Raw genomic sequence first — 19,723 nt, 5'->3', positions numbered from 1 at the left:
AGATGTCGGGCCGCATCATCAACATCCACCACTCGTTCCTGCCGTCGTTCAAGGGGGCCAACCCCTACAAGCAGGCCTTCGAGCGCGGCGTGAAGCTGATCGGTGCGACGGCGCACTACGTTACCGAGGATCTCGACGAAGGTCCGATCATCGAGCAGGACGTCGCGCGCATCACGCATGCGCAGTCAGCCGAGGACTATGTCTCGATCGGCCGCGACGTGGAGAGCCAGGTTCTCGCCCGCGCCGTGCATGCGCACATCCACCACCGGGTCTTCATGAACGGCAACAAGACCATCGTCTTCCCGCCGTCACCGGGCTCCTATGCCTCCGAGCGCATGGGCTGAGCGATGAGTGCCATCGTGATCGATGGGAAACAGGTTGCCGCTTGCGTGATTGAGGCCGTGAAGGCCGCGACCATGACCTTGGAAAACGAGGCCGGCGTCAAGCCCGGTCTCGCCGTCGTCATCGTCGGCGATGATCCGGCAAGCCACGCCTATGTCGGCGCCAAGAGCCGCATGTCGAAGGAATGCGGTTTCACCTCCATCCAGCATACCCTGCCGAGGTAGATGGCACCTGTTTCTGGGAGGCTCTCCGGCGTACCCGTGTCGAGCCAGGCAAATAAAGTTGTCTCACGAGGTTACGCCATGGCTCGCTATCAGTGCATGTACAAGCAGAGTCGTCCCGCGCTGTGGCTTAATCTGGCTGCACGTTCGTTGCCGTATCGTGCTCTTAGCGCCGCTTGCGTAGGAGAAAAAACTAAAACGGCAGGGTAGGCTTGGAACAGGAGACCTCGAAAACAAGGTAAATCCATGGATTATGTGGGTGACTTGTTTTCAGAGAGTGCCATGAATATCTCACGTCGCATTTTCCCTGCGGCTCTGGTTACCCCTCTTGTTTTGCCGCGTCTCGGTGGCGCGCCCGCCTCCGGCTTCGGCGGGGTGATCGGGCGTCGCCAGAAATTTTCGCCTGCCTGTGTCGTTTGCTGCACGCGACCGGCCCCATCGTTTATTGAGGAGTATCCATGACCATCCATACAAAACCGGTCCATCTGCCGACCATCGACTTTTCCCGCTTCTATGGCAGTGCGGACGAGCGTGCGGGCTTCATCCGGGAACTGACCCGGGTGCTGCATGATCACGGCTTTTTCTATCTCACCGGCCATGGTGTGCCGCAGAGCCTGATTGACGACGTGATTGCCGCCTCGAAGCGGTTCTTTGCCCTGCCGGAGGCGGACAAGCTGTCGATCGAAATGGTCAAGTCGCCGCATTTCCGCGGTTACAACCGGGCGGGCTACGAACGGACCCGCGGCGAGCAGGACTGGCGCGAGCAGCTCGACATCAATACGGAGGGCGCAGCGGTCGAGGCCAGCCCGGAAACGCCGTGGAACCGCCTCTATGGACCGAACCAGTGGCCGGAGGCCCTGCCGGAGCTGAAGCCGCTGCTTTTGCGCTATCAGGCCGAAGTCACGCGCATCGGCATCGATGTGCTTAAGGCCATTGCGCTGTCGCTCGGCCAACCGGAAAACGCGTTCGCCGAGATCTATGAACCCTCGCCCTCGCAGTTGCTGAAAATCATTCGCTATCCCGGCCGCGAGGCTGCCGGCAGTGACCAGGGGGTGGGTGCACACAAGGACGGAGGCTTCGTCACGGTGCTCCTGCAGGACACGACGCCCGGCCTGCGCATCCGCACCGAAGAGGGCGTGTGGATCGAGGCGCCGCCGGTGCCAGGCACATTCATCATCAATAGCGGCGAATTGCTTGAGCTTGCGACCAACGGTTTCGTGCGCGCGGACGTGCACGATGTCGTCACCCCTCCCGCCGGCACGGAGCGCTTCTCCGTCGCCTTCTTCCTCGGCGCGCGTTACGACGCGACCATCCCTGTCATCCCCTTGCCGGACGAGCTCAAGCGCGGCGAGCGTGGTGTGACGGTCGATCCGCTCAACCCGATCTTCCGCGAGGTCGGCGTCAATCATCTGAAGAGCCGCCTGCGCTCCCATCCGGATGTCGCGGCAAAACATCATCCGGACCTGCTGCATCTCATCGAAAAGCCGGCCAAGGCCTGACGACGGATTCCCGCCCCGCAAGCGGCGGTTATTCCATTTCCGCGGAGGAGGACGTGCCATGCCCGGACACGAAAGCAATGTGGTTCTCCTCCCGGTTGAGGACGCCGCCCGCGGTGCGGTCACCGCGCTGTGGGAGGCTCTCAGGACGGAAGCGGCGGCAGCAGCGCAGCGGGACGAAGCGCTGGCGCGGGCGATGAAGTCGTCCGTCCTGATGCATGCAAGTCTGGGCCATGCGCTCTCCCATCGTCTCGCGATCAAGCTTGCCGACCATGATGTCGACCGCGACGAGCTGCTGGCGCTGATCTATAGCGCCTATCTGGACAGGCCGGGTCTACTCGGGGCGGCGGCGGCCGATCTTCAGGCGGTGAAGGACCGCGATCCGAGCAACAGCGAGGTGCTGACGCCGTTTCTCTACTTCAAGGGGTTTTCCGCGTTGCAGGCCTATCGCGTGGGTCATTGGCTCTGGATGACGGGCCGCCGCCACCTTGCCCGCCATATCCAGAGCCGGATTTCGGAAACCTTCGCAATCGACATCCACCCCGCCGCTTCGATGGGGCGCGGCATCATGCTCGATCACGGCAGCGGCCTCGTGATCGGCGAAACCGCCGTCGTGGAGGATGACGTCTCCATCCTCCAGAACGTGACGCTGGGCGGAACGGGCAAGGAGACCGGCGACCGCCATCCGAAGGTACGGCGCGGCGTCTTGATCGGCGCGGGCGCAAAGATCCTTGGGAATATCGAGGTGGGCATCGGCGCCAAGATCGGGGCCGGCAGCGTCGTCGTCCTTCCGGTCGCGCCCTATACGTCCGTCGTCGGTGTTCCGGCCAGGCCGGTGGGAAAGCCGCATTCAGCCTTGCCCGGCGTTACGATGGACCAGACCTTGAGCGAGCCGGAATATATCATCTGAGCGGATCCGGCGTCTGTTTGCCCGTGGTAGATACGGCCAGGCCGGCACCGCTCTCGCGGCTGCCGGCCATGATCGAAGGGATAGAAGCTGGACTTCGCCTAGGACGCGGATGTCAGCTTGACGTTGCCGCCATGGCCGCCGCCGCCGAAGACCTGGTGGTCGCCGAAGGACGAGCGCAGCTGGTTGCGCGGGCCGGGCAGGCCAAGCTCGGGGAACAGCAGTTCGGAGACGCGGTAGGCCTCCTCGAGATGCGGATAGCCCGAGGCGATGACCGTATCGATACCGAGCGCCTGGTACTCGCGAAGGCGCGCAGCGACGGTCTGTGGCGAGCCGACGAGGGCCGTGCCGGCGCCCGAGCGTACGAGGCCGATGCCGGCCCAGAGGTTCGGTGAGACTTCCAGCTTGTCGCGCCGGCCGTTGTGCAAGGCCACCATGCGCGCCTGGCCGACGGAATCGGAATTCTTCGTCAGGACGTCCTGCGCGGAGGCGATAGCTTCGTCGGACAGTTTCGAGATCAGGCGGTCGGCGGCGTCCCACGCCTCGTCGTCCGTTTCGCGCACGATGAAATGCAGGCGGATGCCGAAGGAGGCTTCGCGGCCCTTGGCGGCGGCGGCCTTGCGGGCATGGGCGACTTTTTCGGCGACCTGTGCCGGCGGCTCGCCCCAGGTCAGGTATTTGTCGACGAGGCCGCCGGCAAAATCGATCGCCGCATCCGAGGAGCCGCCGAAATAGATCGGCGGGCGCGGCTGCTGCACCGGCGGCAGACCGAGCTTGGCGCCGATCGCCTTGATATATTTGCCGTCGAGCGTCGAATGGCCGGTCTCGATCAGCTCGTTGAAGACCTGGAAGAATTCGGAAGCATGGTCGTAACGCTCGTCATGCGGCAGGAAGATGCCGTCGCCGGCCAGTTCCTGCGCGCTGCCGCCCACGACGATGTTGAGCAGCAGGCGGCCGTTCGAGACCCGGTCGAGCGTCGAGGCGAGACGGGCGTAATAGGCGGGCGTGGCGGTCCCGGGGCGGATCGCGACGAGGAATTTCAGGCGCTCGGTGCGCGCGGCGAGATCCGCGGCCAGCACGAAGGATTCCTCGCAGGCAGCACCCACGGGGATGAGCACGCCGGAATAACCGAGGCGGTCGACGGCCACGGCGATTTCGCGGAAATAGCCCGGATCGGCTGGACGGGCGAGATCGTCGGAACCGAGATAGGAGCCGTCGCCGGAGCTTGGAATGAACCAGAGGAAATCGAGGGGCTTGTCGGTCTGTGTCATGAAGGCCATCCTGCCTGTGCGGTCTGTCGATCGGAGGGCAGGGCTTCGCCTGTCCAGTCACGCGCAGAATAATAAATTCTATAGTTTCAGTAAGAAATTATATTCCGTCCTATGGCACTTGTTGGAATTTTTCATCGCCAGCGGCGTTCTTTGGGCAACCCGATCACGAATGTTTTCCGCCGGATGCGAGCCGCTTCTCCAGCCAACGGCTGTAGCGTGAAGCGCCGAAGCAGATGACGAAGTAGAGGATCGCCACAACCAGATAGGCCTCGTTGTAAAAGCCCAGCCATTGTGGATCGGCGGCCGAGGCGCGGGCGGCGTTGAGCAGGTCAAAGATGCCGATGACCGCCAGCAGCGATGTGGCGAGCAAGAAGCCAATCGCAAGATTGACCATGCCGGGAATGACGATGCGGAATGCCTGCGGCAGGATGACGAGCCGTTGCGTGCGCCAGTAGCCGAGGCCGAGCGCGGTGGCCGCCTCGCGCTGGCCTGTGGGAATGGCTTGCAGACCGGCGCGGATGACCTCCGCGATATAGGCCGCCCAGAACAGCGTGATCATCACGATGGCGCGCAGCATCTTGTCGAGGGAAAGCGCGTCCGGCAGGGCCATCGGCAGGATAAGCATGGCGACGTAGAGAATGCCGACCATCGGCGTTCCGCGCATCAGCTCGATATAAAGCACGGAGAAGGTCCTGATGCCGCCGAGCGTCGAGCGGCGGGCCAGCGCCAGCAGCATGGCGATCGGTGTTGCGGCGGCAAAGCACACGGCCCAGACGAAGAGCGTCATCGGCAGGCCGCCCCACTGGTTCGAGGCGATGGGCGTCGATGTGAACGTGCCCTGCATCAGAAGCCAGCAGGCCAGAATGGTTATTGGCCATGCGACGAGCAGGGGGCGCCCCCAGAACCGCGGCAACGCGCTTGCCGTGAGGATCGCGGCGAGAAGCAGGATGACCAGCGCCGGCCGCCAGATAAGCTCGGTCGGATAGAAGGCGAAGAGGATGAAGCGCAGCTTCGCCGTCACGAAGGCCCAGCAGGCGCCTTCGCGGGTGCAGGCCGTCGCATCGCCCACGAAAGTGGCGTCGAGCACCGCCCAGCGAAACAGCGGCGGCAGGATCTGCGACAGCAGTAGCAGTGTTGCCACCGTGATCAGCGTGTTGGCGCGCGTACCGAACAGGCCGGTGCGCAGGGTCTGGACAAGGCGGGGGGAGGCTATCGTCATCGGCTCGAGCCTCGCAGCGCGACGCGGTTGTTGTAGACGTTCATGAGAGCGGAGAGCGCGAGGTTGATGGTGAGGAAGGCGCCGATCAGGATGATCAGGGCTTCCATCGACTGGCCGGTCGTGTTGGCGGTGGTGTTGATGATGCTGACGAGATCGGGAAAGCCGATGGCGACGGCCAGGCTCGAATCCTTGGTGAGGTCGAGATAGCTCGATGTCGTCAGCGGCGTGATGACGCGCAACGCCTGCGGCAGCACGACGAGCCGGATGATCTGGCCGTCATGCAGGCCGAGCGCACGGGCGGCCTCCCACTGGCCCGCGCCGACCGACTGGATACCGGCGCGCACGATCTCGGCGATGAGGGCGGAGAATTTCACGACGAGGCCGGTGAGAAGGGCGGCGAATTCCGGCGAGAGATTGAGCCCGCCGCGGATGTTGAAGCCGGCCAGGGCCGGCACCTGCGCAACGGGCCGGGCACCGGAGAACGCGAGCAGGATGAGGATCGCGGCGATGGGCAGGACGACGGCTGCGATACCGGTTCCGCGCGTCAGCCGGCCTGAGAGCCGCAGTGCGAGAAGGAGCGCCCCGCCAAGAGCGCCGGCCAGCGCAAAAACCGCGAGGATACCGAAGGGCGCGCCTTCGAGCGAAAGGGACGGGATAAAGACGCCGCGATTGGTGAGGAAAATTGCGTCGAACAGTGCAGGCGCCTGGCGTGGCGCGGGCAGCGCCTTGGCGAGCGCCATCCAGAAGAAAAGCTGCAACAGCAGCGGCGTGTTGCGCGTGATCTCGATGAACCAGCGCACGAGGCCTGACAGCAGCAGATTGCGTGAGAGGCCGGCAACGCCGATGACGACGCCGAGGATGGTGGCGAGCACACAGCCGAGCAGCGAGACCTTGAGCGTGTTGATGAGGCCGGCGGTGATGGCCCTCAGATAGGTATCGCCCGCGCGAAAGGCGATAGCGCTTTCGCCGATCTCGAAATTGGCGGAACTGGAGAGGAAGCCGAAGCCGGGCAGAATGCCGACGCGCGCCATCGTTCCGAGCACGTTCGAGACGAACAGCCAGCCAAGAAACGCAAGTGCCGCCAGGAAGGCAAGCTGGCCGATCGGCCAGCCGCCCCACCAGGCGCGGATCTTGCCAAACGTGTCGGGTCGTGGGGGACCCGGCACGATGGCGGTGCGGAACACGCGTCTGTCAGACATCAACGGAACGGCGGCGAGTAGAGCAGGCCGCCGTTGGTCCACAGGCTGTTATAGCCGCGATCCCAGCCGAGCGGCTTGAGGTTGCGGTCATAGATTTCGCCGTAATTGCCGACGGTCTTGATGATGTTGTAGGCCCATTTCGGATCCAGCCCGATATCCTTGGCGAAGGATGGATCGACGCCGAGGAAGCGCTGGATGGCCGGATCTTCCGATTCCAGGAACTGATCGACATTCGCCGAGGTGATGCCCCATTCCTCGGCCTGGATAGTAGCGTTCACCGTCCAGTTGACGAGCTCCAGCCACCGGTCGTCGCCGCCGGCGATTGCCGGTGCGAGCGGTTCCTTGGAGAGGCGCTCGGGAAGCAGCACGTAATCGTCCGGCTTCTTCAGCTGGGTGCGCTTGCCGACGAGATCAGACGAATCCTGCGTGATCGCGTCGACGCGGCCCGATTCCAGCGCATCGATGAACTGTCCGGTGTCCTCGATGGTGACGGGCGTGAAGGTCTTGCCGGTCTTGCGGAAGAAGTCGGCGACGTTCAGTTCGCCCGTTGTGCCGCTCTGCGCGCCGATGGTCGCGCCGTCGAGATCGGCGGCCTTGGTCACGCCGAGATCCTTGCGCACGAGAATGCCCTGGCCGTCATAGAAGACCGTCGGGCCGAAGTGGAAACCGAGCTTGAAGGCACGGGTGGCGGTGACGGTCACGCCGGAGAGCAGGATGTCGAATTCGCCGCTCTGGAGGGCAGGCAGACGCTGCTGCGGCGAGGAGGAGGTGAACTCCACCTTGTCGGGTGAACCGAAGACGGCGATCGACAGCGCGCGGCCGTAATCGACGAAGAAGCCCTTCCACTTGCCGTCGCCATCAGGCGCGAAGAAGCCCGGCGTGGTGCCGACGCCGACCTTGATCGCGCCGCGCTGGTTGATCTTGTCGAGCGTCGGGCCGGCATGGGCGAGACCGGAGAGCATGGTCGTGGCAAGGAAGGCGGCGGCCGCGGCCGCCTGGATCACCCGCCGGAAGGTTTTTTGTGCTATCATATTGAAATGTCCCCATTTTCAAAAATAACCGAGCTTCCGCCGCCGGGACGCTTCGCCAAGCGAGAGAAGATATAATGATATTATCTATAAAATTAGTGTAATTAAGAAATGGGCATCCAAAGTTGCGCATTTCTGAAGCAAATTGCTTCTCGCTGAGGCAATTCTGGATCGATCGGGGCGATGGTAGCGGAAGGAACACCGCTAGCGCGCAGGCTGGAGAGGTTGCGCGCGAGGAATGCTCAAACCTTCGCTGGATTCGCGAGACCTATTGGAAGCGCTCACGGGACGTCATCAGGGGCCACAGCCCACCTTCGCCTTCCAATGTCGCGATGCGGCGGGTTTCGGAACTGTTGAATTTCAAGCGCACGCCGGCGCCACCATAATCGCCATCCGGCAGGAAAACGGCTCCGGCCAACTCGAGTGAAGACTGCAATGCACTAATGCTGGTTTCATCGGGCTTGCCGAGCTTGCGCTCAAAGCTTTCGATCGTTTCAACGGCAACGCCGGACGCCATCGCAAGGCGCTCCCGGCTGTATTCGACAAGGGCTCATGCTGCCCGGCACCGAGAGCCTGTGATCATGCCATCTCCTTTTGCGACAGTATGGTTCAGCGGTTTTGGCCGGTTAACGTTGGCGCGCTTCCGCCATGTGGCAGGCTGCGCAGAGGTCACATGGCTGCGTGAGGATGCCAATCCAAGCCATCAGCGCCTGGTGAAAGAATATTCCTTTTTGCCTGCGCATAATAATCCATAAAATCTATAAACTATTATCAATGTCGCTAGGCTGTCCGCATCAACCTGTCAGGGGACAACAGATGAGCCAGCAACCCGAATCCATTCTCTCCAAGGGCCTTTCGCGCCGCAGCCTCATCAAGGCGGCGGGTGTGACGGCCGTGGCCGCCGGTGCCGGCGTAATCGGCGCGCGCTCGACGCGTTATGCCATTGCCGGCAATCTCATTCCGATCAAGCTGGAATGGACCGAGGTGGCCGCCTGCCATTCGCCCGTCGGATTCGGCCTGTCCAAGGGCATCTATGCCAAGCATGGCCTCGATGTGGAGCTATTCTATCAGGGCGCCAGCGGCCAGACGCTCATCCAGGCGCTTGCCACCCGCAAGGCCGAGGCCGGTCCGGGCCTGCTCTACGATTGGCTGAAGCCGATCGAGCAGGGTTTTGATGTGCGCCTGTTCGCCGGCTCGCATGGCGGCTGCCAGAGCATCCTCGTCCAGCCGGATTCCGACATCAAGACACTGACCGATCTCAAGGGCAAGACGATCGGCACCTTCGACGTCATGTCGCCGTCGCGCGTCGCCTTCTCGGTCGCGCTCGCCAAGGCCGGCCTCAACCCGGAAACCGACGTCACCTGGAAGGTCTTCCCCTTCGATCTCGTCGCCGAGGGCGTGCTGAAGGGCGAGGCGGATGCCGTCGCGCATATGGACCCCTGGGCCTATTCCTACGAGAAGAAACACGGTTTCCGCCGTGTCGCCGATACGCAGACCGGCACGTTCAAGGACCGCGTCTGCTGCGTGCTCGGCGTCAACGGCGACTATTATGAAGCCAACAAGGATGCCATCAAGCGCGTCGCCGCCGCCAATCTGGAAATCCACCAGTATACGGCAAAACACCCAGACGAAGTCGCCAAGTGGTATTTCGACACGCTGAAGCCCGGCCTATCGCTCGAAGACCTGACGGAAGTGCTCGCCGCCTTCACTTATCACGACCACTGGTTCGGCAAGGACCTGCTCAAGGAAGTGCAGATCGGTTACGAGGACCTGAAGCTCACCGGCGTCATCGATGCGGGCACCGATCCGGCCGAGATTGCCAACCGCATCACCATCGACATCTTCGCGTGATGCCATGAGCGCTGCGGTTGAGGATACATTCGAGAGTGCAGGGCGGCGATCGCTAACCCTGCCTTTCACGGGCATCTGGCGTAACGGGCTTTTCGCGGCCGGCACGTGGGCTCTCACCGCGGTGCTGACCTATGGTCTGCCCGATGTTATCACCTGGGGCGCGACGGAGCTTTTCGCCGCCGCCGCACTCGTCGGCGCGGGGATTTTCCTCGCGCTGTCGGTGACGGTGCACAGGCTCGGCAGCGTCGGCCGAACGCTCGTCCACTATGGGCCGTGGTTCATCGTGCTCGGCCTTTGGCTTGCCGTCTGGGAAGTGCTGACGGCCAAGCTCGGCTGGCTTCCAAAACCGTTCTTCTCGCCGCCGCAGGGCCTGCTGCATGTCTATGTGACGGACTGGGACAGGCTGTTGATCTGCATCGCCTATACCGGGCGGCTCTGGGGTCTCGGCTTCTTCTCGGGCATTCTCGTCGGCTTTGCCGGTGGCGTGGCGCTCGGCTGGTCGAAGCGTTTTGCCTATTGGGGCATGCCGCTTCTCAAACTGATCGGCCCGGTGCCGGCCAGCGCTTGGATCCCCTGCACCTTCTTCATCTTTCCCTCGACCTTCCACGCCTCGATCTTCCTCGTGGCGCTCGCGTCGGGCATTCCGGTGGCGATCCTCACGGCGGCCGGCGTCAGCCAGGTCAACCGCTCCTTCTACGACGTCGCCCGGACGCTCGGCGCCGACAACCGCTTCCTGATCTTCAAGGTGGCGATTCCGGCCTCACTGCCGAATGTCTTCGTCGGCCTCTTCATGGGGCTCTACTATTCCTTCGCCGTGCTGGTGGTTGCCGAAATGCTCGGCGCCAAATTTGGCCTCGGCTGGTACCTCCAGTTCAATACGGCCTATTCGGCCTATGCCAATGTCTATGCCGCCCTGATCATCATGGCGCTGATCTGCGCCGGGCTCGTGCGCCTGCTTTTCGTGGCGCGTGACCGCCTGCTCGGCTGGCAGAAGGGGATCCTCTGATGGCGCTCGCTCTCGCAGAAGCCAATCCCATCGAAAGCATCGCGCTCGATGTGGAGGGTGTTTCCCACCGCTACGACGTCGACGGCAAGGATTTGCAGGTTCTCGACAACGTCAGCCTGACCATCGCACCGGGTGAATTCGTCGCCCTGCTTGGGCCGTCCGGGTGCGGCAAGTCCACACTGCTGCGTCTGGCGGCCGGCCTTGAAACGGCAACGGTCGGCAAGGTGCTGGAGGATGGACGCCCCATTACCGCGCCGAACCCCGATCGCATCCTCGTCTTTCAGGATGCGACGCTGTTTCCCTGGCGCACGGTGCGCGACAACATCGCTATAGGCCTCGAAGCCCGCCGCCTGCTCGACACGAAGGGCTACCGCATCGACGAGGTGCTGAAGCTGGTCAAGCTCGAAGGTTTTGCGGATTTCTACCCGCACCAGCTCTCGGGCGGCATGGCGCAGCGCGCCGCACTGGCCCGTGCGCTGGTCAACGACCCGAAGCTGCTTTTGCTCGACGAACCCTTCGGCAAGCTCGACTCTCTGACCCGCCTGCGCATGCAGAACGAATTGCTCGACCTCTGGAAGAGCGCCGGCTTCACCGCGCTTCTCGTCACGCATGACGTGGAGGAGGCGCTGCTGCTCGCCGACCGCGTCATCGTGCTGTCCGACCGACCGGCCTCGATCGTCGCCGAAATCCGGGTCGACCGGCCGCATCCGCGGCGGCGCGACGATGCCACGCTGGTGGCGCTGCGCAGCCAGCTGCTCGAAAAGCTGGGGATCTCCCATGACGTCTAGCGCGCGCCTTTCTTATCACGCTGTTGCAGCGGCCGGCGGTGGCCTTGCTTTGCTGTCGCTCGGCTGGTGGTGGCTGATCTTCAGCAAGGTCGTCGAGGCGGATTATCTCACCGTCCGGCAGGCCGTGACCTGCATTGCCGGCGCGTCCGATCTCTGCGCGCTCGCCCAGGCGCTTTGCACCAATGATCACCTCTACGGCATCCGGTGGTATGCGCCGGAAGCCTTCTGGGCCGCAGCGGCCATCCTCGTCGCCGGCGTCCTTCTGTCAGCCCGTCCCGCGCGCGCCTGAAAGCGCCTTATCCAAGGAGAAGTGTCATGACGATCCATCAAGCCCCCGAGGTTGCCGAGCAGGATATCGTGCAGGTTCCCGCGGGGACCGCGACCTTCAAGAGCCGCCATCCCGAAACCATCGCGCTGCATGGCGGCAGCTTCCGCTATGATCCCACGACCGGTGCCGTCGCCGTGCCGATCTACCAGACGAGCTCGTTCCAGCTGCCCGGCACCGACGGTGCCGACAAGCTCTTCGCGCTGGAGGCCCCCGGTCATCTCTACACCCGCGTTTCCAACCCCACGCAGGATGCCTTCGAGCAGCGTCTCGCCGAGCTTGAGGGTGGTGCAGCGGCGCTTGCGCTCTCCTCCGGCCAGGCTGCCTCGGCCTTCGCAATCCTCAACGTCGCGCGCGCTGGCGACAATATCGTCAGCGCCGCCGGCCTCTATGGCGGCACCTGGGCACTCTTTGCCGCGACGCTGAAAAGCTTCGGCATCGAGACTCGCTTCGTCGATGCGAGCGACCCGGAAGCCTTCGAAAAGGCGACGGACGATCGCACGCGCGCCTACTATGCCGAATCCCTGCCGAACCCGAAGCTGGAGGTCTTCCCGATCGCCGAGGTGGCTGCCATCGGTCGCCGGCACGGCATTCCGCTGATCGTCGACAACACCGCCGCTCCGCTGGTCATCCGCCCTCTGGAGCATGGCGCCGCCGTCGTCGTCTATTCCACGACGAAATATATCGGCGGCCACGGCACTTCGATCGGCGGCGCGATCATCGACAGCGGCAGCTTCCCCTGGACGGAGAACCCGGCCCGCCAGCCGAACCTGACGGAGCCTGATACGAGTTATCAGGGCAAGACCTGGATCGAGAAGGCCGAGGCCATCGGCTTCCATCCCTATATCCTGCGTGCCCGCGCCGTGTTGCTGCGCGACCTCGGTGCGGCGATCAGCCCGCAAAATGCCTTCCAGTTCATCCAGGGCCTCGAAACCCTGCCGCTGCGCCTGCGCCAGCACAACGAGAATGCGGTGAAGGTTGCCGAATTCCTGAAGGGCCATGCCAAGGTCGAGCGGGTGATCTTCCCGAAGTTCCAGGAGGGGACGGCCAAGGCGCGGGCGGACAAGTATTTCAAGCCGGGCTATTTCGGCGCGCTTATCGGCTTCGAGTTGAAGGGCGGGCGCGAGGCCGGCCGTCGCTTCATCGACAGCCTGCAGCTCTTCTATCATCTCGCCAATATCGGCGATGCCCGCTCGCTGGCGATCCATCCCTCGACGACCACCCATTCGCAGCTTTCGCTGGAAGACCAGCGCGCGACCGGGGTAACGCCCGGCTATGTGCGCCTTTCCATTGGCCTCGAACATCCCGACGATCTGATCGCCGACCTGGAACGGGCCATCGCCTTGGCCTGACGCCAGGCCTCGTTCTGACTGGCCCAGACCCCGGCGTGCCTCCTCGCGCCGGGGTTTTTCGTTATGCAAGAGCCTGTCCCGTTCCTCAGGCCTCCAAAAAGAAACGCCATTCCACTTTAAAATACATATAAAAGATAGAATTTCTGTATTTTAGTAATGCGACCGCTACTTTCATGGCAATTCCAAGCGTGACCGGTTTGCTCCGGGCACGGCAGCCAGAAGCAGGGTAGCATGACGCAGATCGAAAACGCCTGGGGTGCTGGCCCCGGTGAGGGATATGAAGCACTGGCCGCGCCGTTCCGGCCGATTTTTGCCGAGATCGCGGCAAGTGCCACCGAACGCGACCTCAATCGCGGCCTGCCGCACGAGGCGATCCGCCGCCTCAAGGAGGCCGGTTTCGGCGCGGTGCGCCTGCCGGTGGCGGCGGGTGGCAAGGGTGCCAGCCTGCCGCAGTTCTTCAACCTGCTGATCGAGCTCTCGGCGGCCGATTCCAATATCACGCAGGCACTGCGCGGCCATTTCGGCTTTACCGAGGATATCCTCAACACCAGGGATCCGGAGCGTCGCGGCCTCTGGCTCGACCGCATCGGCGGCGGCGAGATCACCGGCAATGCCTGGAGCGAGATCGGAACGGGAGCAGCGCTTGACCGCTTCTCCACCAATGTCGCGGAGAAGGACGGCAGGCTCGTCCTCAACGGCGCGAAATATTATACGACCGGCTCGCTCTTCGCCGACTGGATCGATGTCGGAGCGTCGAATGCGGACGGCGAGGGCATTTCGGTCTCGGTGCGCCGCCATGCCGAAGGTGTCGATGTCGTCGACGACTGGGATGGCTTCGGCCAGACCCTGACGGCGAGCGGCACGACGACCTTCCGCGACGTCGTGGTCGAGCCGCAGGACATCGTGATCGACGACGAGCGCTTCCGCTATTCCGCCGCCTTCTATCAGCTTGTGCATCTCGCCACGCTTGCCGGCATCGGCCGGGCGATCACCGCCGATGTCGCGAAGGCCGTTGCGGAACGCCGCCGCACCTATACCCATGCCGCCGCCCCGCGCTCCAGCGAGGACCCGCAGGTGTTGCAGGTGGTCGGGCGCATCCGCGCCGCCGCTTATGCGGCGGGTGCCATCACCCTTCAGGCGGCGGCGAGCTTGCAAAGGGCCTTCGACGCCCATTTTGTCGACGATGCTGACGCCGAGGAAAAGGCGAATGCGGTTGCCGAGCTGGAAGCCGCGCAGGCCCAGACGGTCGTGTCCGACCTGATCCTGGAGGCCTCGACCCTGCTGTTCGACGCGCTCGGCGCATCCGCAACCAAGAAGCCCGCCGGTCTCGATCGCCACTGGCGCAATGCCCGCACGCTCGCTTCGCACAATCCGCGCATCTACAAGCACCGCATCATCGGCGACTTCGCCGTCAACGGCACGCCGCCGCCCTATCAGTGGCGCATCGGCGCGAGTGCGGGCTGAGCACGATGATCCGGCTCGAAAACATCACCAAGAGTTTTGCCGGCAAGGAGGGCGCGGTCGCCGCGCTCGACGGCATCGACCTTACCATCGCCAAGGGCGAGATCTTCGGTATCATCGGTTCTTCCGGCGCCGGCAAGTCGACGCTGGTGCGGCTGATCAACCTGCTCGAACGCCCCACCGGCGGCGAGGTCTTCGTGGCCGGCGAGCGGGTGACGGATGCCAAGGGCCAGCGCCTGCGCGATCTACGCCGGACGATCGGCATGGTGTTCCAGCATTTCAACCTCTTGAGCGCCCGCACCGTTGCCGGCAATGTCGCCTATCCGCTTGAACTCACTGGCCAGTACGGCAAGGCCGAGATCGCCGAACGGGTGGCAGCACTGCTCGATCGCGTCGGCCTGTCCGAACATGCGCAGAAATATCCGCGCCAGCTTTCGGGCGGGCAGAAGCAGCGCGTCGGCATTGCGCGCGCTCTTGCCTGCGAGCCGCAGGTCCTGCTCTGCGACGAGGCGACGAGCGCGCTCGATCCGCAGACGACGGGTGCCGTGCTCGATCTGCTGCGCCAGATCAATCGCGATCTCGGCGTCACCATCGTGCTCATCACCCACGAGATGGATGTGATCCGCCGCGCTTGCGACCGCGTCGCCGTGCTGGATCGCGGCCGCGTCGTGGAGACGGGGGTGGTGACCGACGTCTTCCTGCATCCGCGCCACGCCGCAACGTTGCGGCTGGTGCGCGAGGCGGAGCCGGACGGCGGTTCGCTCGATGCCGTCGCCGCTTCCGATCTCGCCGGTCGGGCGGTGCGCCTCACCTTCACGGGGCCGTCCGCGCACAAGCCGATCCTCGGCCGCATCGCGCGTGAAAACCTGATCGACTACGCAATCCTCGCCGGTCGCGTCGGCCATATCCGAGAGACGCCCTATGCGCAGTTCATCGTCTCGCTCAGTGGACGAGACGTGGCTGGCGCCATTGCCGGGCTGCGCGCCAGCGGCGTCGATGTGGAATTGCAGGGCGGGGCGCCGGTGCCCGAAATCGAGGAAAGGGCGCGCCATGTCGTTTGACAATCTCTATTGGGGCGACATCGGTGCCGCCTTTGCCCAGACGCTTGCCATGGTCGGTGGCGCGCTGCTGCTCACCGTGCTCCTCGGCCTGCCACTCGGCATCCTGCTCTTCCTGACGGGGCGGCAACAGCTGTTCCAGGCGCCGGTCGCCTATGGCAGCCTGTCCTTCGTGCTGAGCATCATTCGCTCGGTGCCCTTCATCATCCTGCTCATCGTGCTGATGCCGGTGACGGTCATCGTGACGGGCACGTCGCTCGGCATTCGCGGCGTCATCTTCCCGCTCGTCGTCGGCACGGCGCCCTTCTTCGCCCGGCTGGTCGAGACGGCGTTGCGCGAGGTGGATCGCGGCATTATCGAGGCGAGCCTCGCCATGGGTGCTTCCACCACACAGACTATTTTCCGCGCTGTGCTGCCCGAGGCGCTGCCGAGCCTGCTGGCCGCGATCACCGTCACGGCGATCGTGCTTGTCGACTACACGGCCATGTCAGGCGCCATCGGCGGCGGCGGTCTCGGGGATCTGGCGATCCGCTACGGCTACCACCGGTTCCAGACCGAAATCATGCTGGTCTGCGTGGCGATCCTCATCGTCTTCGTCCAGCTCATCCAGGCGAGTGGCAACCGCCTCGTCACCCACTTTTCCCGCAAATAACCAACGCTCGGAGCATCCCATGCGCATCCTGAAATCCATCACCCTTGCGGCCGGTCTCGCGCTTGCCGCCTTCGGCACGGCCAAGGCGAACGACACGCTCGTCATCGGCGCCACCGCCATTCCGCATGCCGAAATCCTCGAATTCGTGAAGCCGATCCTCGCCAAGGACGGCCTCGATCTCGATATCCGCGTCTTCACGGATTACATCCAGCCGAATGCCCAGCTGGTCTCCGGCGAACTCGACGCCAATTACTACCAGTACAGGCCGTTCCTGAACGACTACAACAAGGAGCGGGGCACGGCACTCGTGCCGATCGTGCCCGTGCATATCGAACCCTTCGTCGCCTATTCGACGAAGATCGATGCGATCGACAAGCTTGAGGACGGCGCGACCGTCGCGATCCCGAACGATCCGGTCAATGGCGGGCGCGGCCTGCTGCTGCTTCAGAAGCTCGGCCTGATCAAGGTCTCCGGCAAGCCGGAACTGACCTCGCCGGAAGACAAGTTGCCGACCATCAAGGACGTCGTCGAGAACCCGAAGAACCTGAAGATCGTCGAACTTGAATCCGCCCTCCTGCCGCGGGCGCTGGGCGAAGCCGATCTGGCCGCGCTCAACGGCAACTATGTGTTCGAGGCGAAGCTCGACATCGAAAAGGCGCTGCTGATCGACCGCGGTCAGGACGGCTACAATGTCTGGAGCGAATATCTCGTGACGCGCCCGGAGACCAAGGACGATCCGCGCATCGCCAAGCTCGCCAAGGTGCTCAACAGTGACGAGACGCGGAAGTTCATTGAGGAGCGCTACAAGGGACAGGTGGTCGCCGCCTTCTGATATCCGCCTTTCGCCGCCGGGCTGCGCCTGTCGCAGCCCGGTCTTTCTTTCCGTTATGATGGCAGCATTCCCATGACCTCGACCACTGCGACCGCAACCCGTCTTCCTCGCTATACAGAGCCGGGCGAACCGGGCTGGCTGCCCAATCCGCCGGTAGCGCCTGCCCATGTCATCCGCGACGATGCGGAGGCGATTGCCGTTGCCGAGCAGCTGCGGCCGCTCTTTGCCGCCGAGGCGAAGGAGCGCGACCGCGAAAGGCGGCTGCCGTTCCGCGAGGTCGATCTTTATTCGCAGAGCGGGCTTTGGGGCATCACTATTCCCAAGGACTATGGCGGCGCCGCCGTCTCGCAGGTCACGCTGGCAAGGGTCTTCGCGACGCTGGCTGCCGGCGATCCCTCGTTGACGCAGATCGCCCAGAACAGTTTTGAAATCATCGACGTTATCAGGCAGACGGGCAGCGAGGCGCAGAAGCGCGAGCTCTTTGGTGCGGTGCTCTCCGGAAAACGCCTTGGCAACGCCTTCTCCGAATTCGGCGGCAAGAATGTAGAGGCTTTCGAGACGAAGCTTGTCCGCAGGGGCGATCATTTCGTAGTCTCGGGCAAGAAATTCTATTCGACGGGCGCGCTCTTCGCCCATCTCGTGCCCATCGTCGCACTGGACGAGGAGGGCCATGTCGTCGTCGCCGTCGCGGATCGCGATGCGGCGGGGCTGGAGGTCGTCAACGACTGGTCGGCTTTCGGACAGCGCACCACGGCGAGCGGCACGGTGATCCTTGACGACGTCGCCATTCCCGCAAGCCGCGTGCTGCCGGCCCATATCGTTTATGAGAACCAGAGTGCGGTCGGCCCGCAGAGCCAGCTCATCCATGCGGCGATCGATGCCGGCATCGCGCACGGCGCCATCGAGGCGACCATCGATCTCGTGCGCAACCATGCCCGCCCGTGGATCGACAGCGGCTCTGACCGGGCCGGCGACGATCCCTATACGATCGCTGCCATCGGCGACCTGAAGATCCGTCTGCACGCCGCCGAGGCGCTGCTGGACCGCGCGGGCCGGGAGCTCGACGCGACGATTGCCGACGTCAATGACGAGACGATCGGCAAAGCGAAGATCGCGGTTGCCGAGGCCAAGGTGCTGACGACGGAAGTGGCGCTGGCCGCCGCCAACAAGCTGTTCGAGCTTGCCGGTACGCGCTCGACGCTCGGCGTGCACAATCTCGATCGTTTCTGGCGCGATGCGCGCACGCACACGCTGCATGATCCGGTGCGCTGGAAGTTCCACGCGGTCGGGCAATATTACCTCAACGGTGTGCAGCCGCCGCTGCATTCCTGGATCTGACCCGGTCCATGGCGAAGGAAATTCTGCTCAACGCATTCAACATGAACTGCGTCGGCCACATCAACCACGGCCTCTGGACCCATCCGCGTGACCGGTCGAGCGACTATAACAAGCTGAACTACTGGACGTCGCTGGCCGCGACGCTGGAGCGCGGCCTGTTCGACGGGCTGTTCCTTGCCGATATCGTCGGAGTCTATGACGTCTATCGGCAGTCCATCGACTTGACGCTGCGCGAATCCATCCAGCTTCCGGTCAACGATCCGCTGATGCTGGTCTCGGCCATGGCGGCGGTGACAAAGGGGCTCAGTTTCGGCGTGACCGTCAATGTGCATTCCGAAGAGCCCTACATCTTCGCCCGGCGCCTCTCGACACTCGATCACCTGACGGACGGCCGCATCGGCTGGAACATCGTGACCGGCTATCTCGACAGTGCGGCGCGCGCCGTGGGTCAGGCGGCCCTTGGCGAGCACGACACACGCTACGACCGGGCGGACGAATGCCTCGACCTGCTCTACGCGCTGTGGGAAGGCAGCTGGGACGACGATGCCGTGCGGCGCGACCGTGCCGCGCGCGTCTATGCCGATCCGGCCAAGGTGCGGAAGATCCGGCACGAGGGCCGGTATTTCAAGGCGGAGGGCTATCATCTCTCCGAACCGTCCCGCCAGCGCACGCCCGTCCTCTACCAAGCCGGCACATCCGGCCGCGGACGGCAGTTTGCCGCACGCCATGCCGAATGCGTCTTCATCTCCTCGCCCGATACGACGGTCGCCCGTACGGCATCGCGCGCGATCCGGCAGGGCGCGGTGGAAGCGGGACGGCGGGCCGAGGACGTACGCATCTTCGCCGGCATCACCGTCGTCGTGGACCAAACGGAAAAGGCGGCGCGGGAAAAATACGAGGATTATGTGCGCCATGCGAGCCCTGAAGCCGGGCTTGCCCATTTCTCGGCCGGCACGGGGATCGATTTCTCGCAATACGACCTCGACGAGCCGATCACCTACGGCAAGGGCAATTTCGTGCAGACCTCCGTCGATCTCGCGCGTGAACGCGGCTGGACCAAACGAACCATTCTTTCGGGCATGGCGCTTGGCGGGCGCTATCCACTTGTTGTCGGCGATGCCCATCAGGTTGCCGACGCCCTGGAAACGTGGATCGACGCGGGCGAGGTGGACGGCTTCAATCTGGCGCGCACGGTGACGCCGGAAAGCTACGAGGATTTCATCGACCTTGTGGTGCCCGTGCTGCAGGAGCGCGGCCGCTACAAGACGGCCTATGGCGACGGAAGCTTGCGCAACCGGCTGTTCGGCGGCGGCGATCGGTTGCCGGACCATCACCCCGCCGGTGCTTTTCGCGCGCGCGCCTCTTCATAAGAGACGC

Annotated in this window: 19 protein-coding genes and 1 pseudogene; 15 read left to right on the top strand and 5 right to left on the bottom strand. The window is 63.9% G+C overall.

Annotated features, from left to right (window positions below):
* The 4 genes and pseudogenes from D0Y60_RS24345 to cysE form a co-directional block, all read left to right on the top strand.
* The coding region (locus tag D0Y60_RS24345) for a formyltransferase family protein (RefSeq protein WP_281048189.1) at nucleotides 1-344 on the top strand (344 nt) is incomplete at its 5' end.
* A 3-nt stretch (nucleotides 345-347) separates the two neighbouring features.
* A pseudogene (locus D0Y60_RS24340) lies at nucleotides 348-560 on the top strand (tetrahydrofolate dehydrogenase/cyclohydrolase catalytic domain-containing protein); the annotation flags it as partial.
* A 461-nt stretch (nucleotides 561-1,021) separates the two neighbouring features.
* Nucleotides 1,022-2,062: a 2-oxoglutarate and iron-dependent oxygenase domain-containing protein gene (locus tag D0Y60_RS24335; protein WP_117372560.1), complete on the top strand. Its 1,041-nt coding sequence runs from the start codon at nucleotides 1,022-1,024 to the stop codon at nucleotides 2,060-2,062.
* A gap of 58 nt (nucleotides 2,063-2,120) precedes the next feature.
* Nucleotides 2,121-2,969, top strand: a complete 849-nt coding sequence (gene cysE / locus D0Y60_RS24330; RefSeq protein ID WP_117372559.1) for a serine O-acetyltransferase — start codon at nucleotides 2,121-2,123, stop codon at nucleotides 2,967-2,969.
* A gap of 98 nt (nucleotides 2,970-3,067) precedes the next feature.
* On the opposite strand, the gene ssuD is transcribed toward cysE, so the two are convergent.
* From ssuD to D0Y60_RS24305, 5 genes are all read right to left on the bottom strand, one after another.
* Entirely contained in the window at nucleotides 3,068-4,237 is a 1,170-nt protein-coding gene (gene ssuD, locus D0Y60_RS24325; RefSeq protein ID WP_117372564.1) for an FMNH2-dependent alkanesulfonate monooxygenase, read from the bottom strand.
* Nucleotides 4,238-4,400: 163 nt separating this feature from the next.
* The gene (locus D0Y60_RS24320) at nucleotides 4,401-5,456 is read right to left on the bottom strand and encodes an amino acid ABC transporter permease (protein WP_117372558.1); all 1,056 of its coding nucleotides are present in this window, start codon (nucleotides 5,454-5,456) and stop codon (nucleotides 4,401-4,403) included.
* The gene (locus tag D0Y60_RS24315) at nucleotides 5,453-6,655 is read right to left on the bottom strand and encodes an ABC transporter permease subunit (RefSeq protein WP_245409300.1); all 1,203 of its coding nucleotides are present in this window, start codon (nucleotides 6,653-6,655) and stop codon (nucleotides 5,453-5,455) included. Before D0Y60_RS24315 ends, D0Y60_RS24320 begins: the two co-directional genes overlap by 4 nt.
* Nucleotides 6,655-7,617, bottom strand: a complete 963-nt coding sequence (locus D0Y60_RS24310) for an amino acid ABC transporter substrate-binding protein (RefSeq protein ID WP_245409302.1) — start codon at nucleotides 7,615-7,617, stop codon at nucleotides 6,655-6,657. Before D0Y60_RS24310 ends, D0Y60_RS24315 begins: the two co-directional genes overlap by 1 nt.
* Before the next feature lie 334 nt (nucleotides 7,618-7,951).
* Nucleotides 7,952-8,200, bottom strand: coding sequence for an XRE family transcriptional regulator (locus D0Y60_RS24305; RefSeq protein WP_245409299.1), 249 nt, complete (start codon nucleotides 8,198-8,200; stop codon nucleotides 7,952-7,954).
* Between the two features lie 299 nt (nucleotides 8,201-8,499).
* On the opposite strand from D0Y60_RS24305, the gene D0Y60_RS24300 reads away from it, so the two are divergent.
* From D0Y60_RS24300 to D0Y60_RS24250, 11 genes are all read left to right on the top strand, one after another.
* Nucleotides 8,500-9,534: an ABC transporter substrate-binding protein gene (locus tag D0Y60_RS24300; protein ID WP_117372556.1), complete on the top strand. Its 1,035-nt coding sequence runs from the start codon at nucleotides 8,500-8,502 to the stop codon at nucleotides 9,532-9,534.
* A gap of 4 nt (nucleotides 9,535-9,538) precedes the next feature.
* Nucleotides 9,539-10,540 carry an ABC transporter permease subunit gene (locus tag D0Y60_RS24295; protein WP_117372555.1) on the top strand — a complete coding sequence of 334 codons (1,002 nt, stop codon included), beginning with the start codon at nucleotides 9,539-9,541 and terminating at the stop codon, nucleotides 10,538-10,540.
* Nucleotides 10,540-11,328 (top strand): ABC transporter ATP-binding protein, encoded by a 789-nt coding sequence (locus tag D0Y60_RS24290; protein WP_117372554.1) that lies wholly within the window; start codon nucleotides 10,540-10,542, stop codon nucleotides 11,326-11,328. Before D0Y60_RS24295 ends, D0Y60_RS24290 begins: the two co-directional genes overlap by 1 nt.
* Nucleotides 11,318-11,617, top strand: coding sequence for a hypothetical protein (locus D0Y60_RS24285; protein ID WP_117372553.1), 300 nt, complete (start codon nucleotides 11,318-11,320; stop codon nucleotides 11,615-11,617). Before D0Y60_RS24290 ends, D0Y60_RS24285 begins: the two co-directional genes overlap by 11 nt.
* Nucleotides 11,618-11,643: 26 nt before the next feature.
* Nucleotides 11,644-13,005 (top strand): O-acetylhomoserine aminocarboxypropyltransferase/cysteine synthase family protein, encoded by a 1,362-nt coding sequence (locus tag D0Y60_RS24280; protein WP_117372552.1) that lies wholly within the window; start codon nucleotides 11,644-11,646, stop codon nucleotides 13,003-13,005.
* 231 nt (nucleotides 13,006-13,236) lie between these two features.
* Entirely contained in the window at nucleotides 13,237-14,469 is a 1,233-nt protein-coding gene (locus D0Y60_RS24275; RefSeq protein WP_117372551.1) for an acyl-CoA dehydrogenase family protein, read from the top strand.
* Nucleotides 14,470-14,474: 5 nt separating this feature from the next.
* Entirely contained in the window at nucleotides 14,475-15,527 is a 1,053-nt protein-coding gene (locus tag D0Y60_RS24270) for an ATP-binding cassette domain-containing protein (RefSeq protein WP_117372550.1), read from the top strand.
* On the top strand, nucleotides 15,517-16,176 hold the full coding sequence (locus D0Y60_RS24265) for a methionine ABC transporter permease (protein WP_117372549.1): 660 nt from the start codon (nucleotides 15,517-15,519) through the stop codon (nucleotides 16,174-16,176). Before D0Y60_RS24270 ends, D0Y60_RS24265 begins: the two co-directional genes overlap by 11 nt.
* A 19-nt stretch (nucleotides 16,177-16,195) precedes the next feature.
* Nucleotides 16,196-17,008, top strand: coding sequence for a MetQ/NlpA family ABC transporter substrate-binding protein (locus tag D0Y60_RS24260; RefSeq protein WP_210210109.1), 813 nt, complete (start codon nucleotides 16,196-16,198; stop codon nucleotides 17,006-17,008).
* A 72-nt stretch (nucleotides 17,009-17,080) separates the two neighbouring features.
* Complete coding sequence (locus D0Y60_RS24255; RefSeq protein WP_117372548.1) at nucleotides 17,081-18,346, top strand: SfnB family sulfur acquisition oxidoreductase; 1,266 nt, start codon at nucleotides 17,081-17,083, stop codon at nucleotides 18,344-18,346.
* A gap of 8 nt (nucleotides 18,347-18,354) precedes the next feature.
* On the top strand, nucleotides 18,355-19,716 hold the full coding sequence (locus tag D0Y60_RS24250; RefSeq protein WP_117372547.1) for an LLM class flavin-dependent oxidoreductase: 1,362 nt from the start codon (nucleotides 18,355-18,357) through the stop codon (nucleotides 19,714-19,716).
* The last annotated feature ends 7 nt before the right edge of the window (nucleotides 19,717-19,723 follow it).

Origin of the sequence: Shinella sp. WSJ-2 (assembly GCF_003432075.1) — a bacterium.
Lineage (GTDB): Bacteria > Pseudomonadota > Alphaproteobacteria > Rhizobiales > Rhizobiaceae > Shinella.
This window is presented reverse-complemented; position numbering and strand designations above follow the sequence as displayed.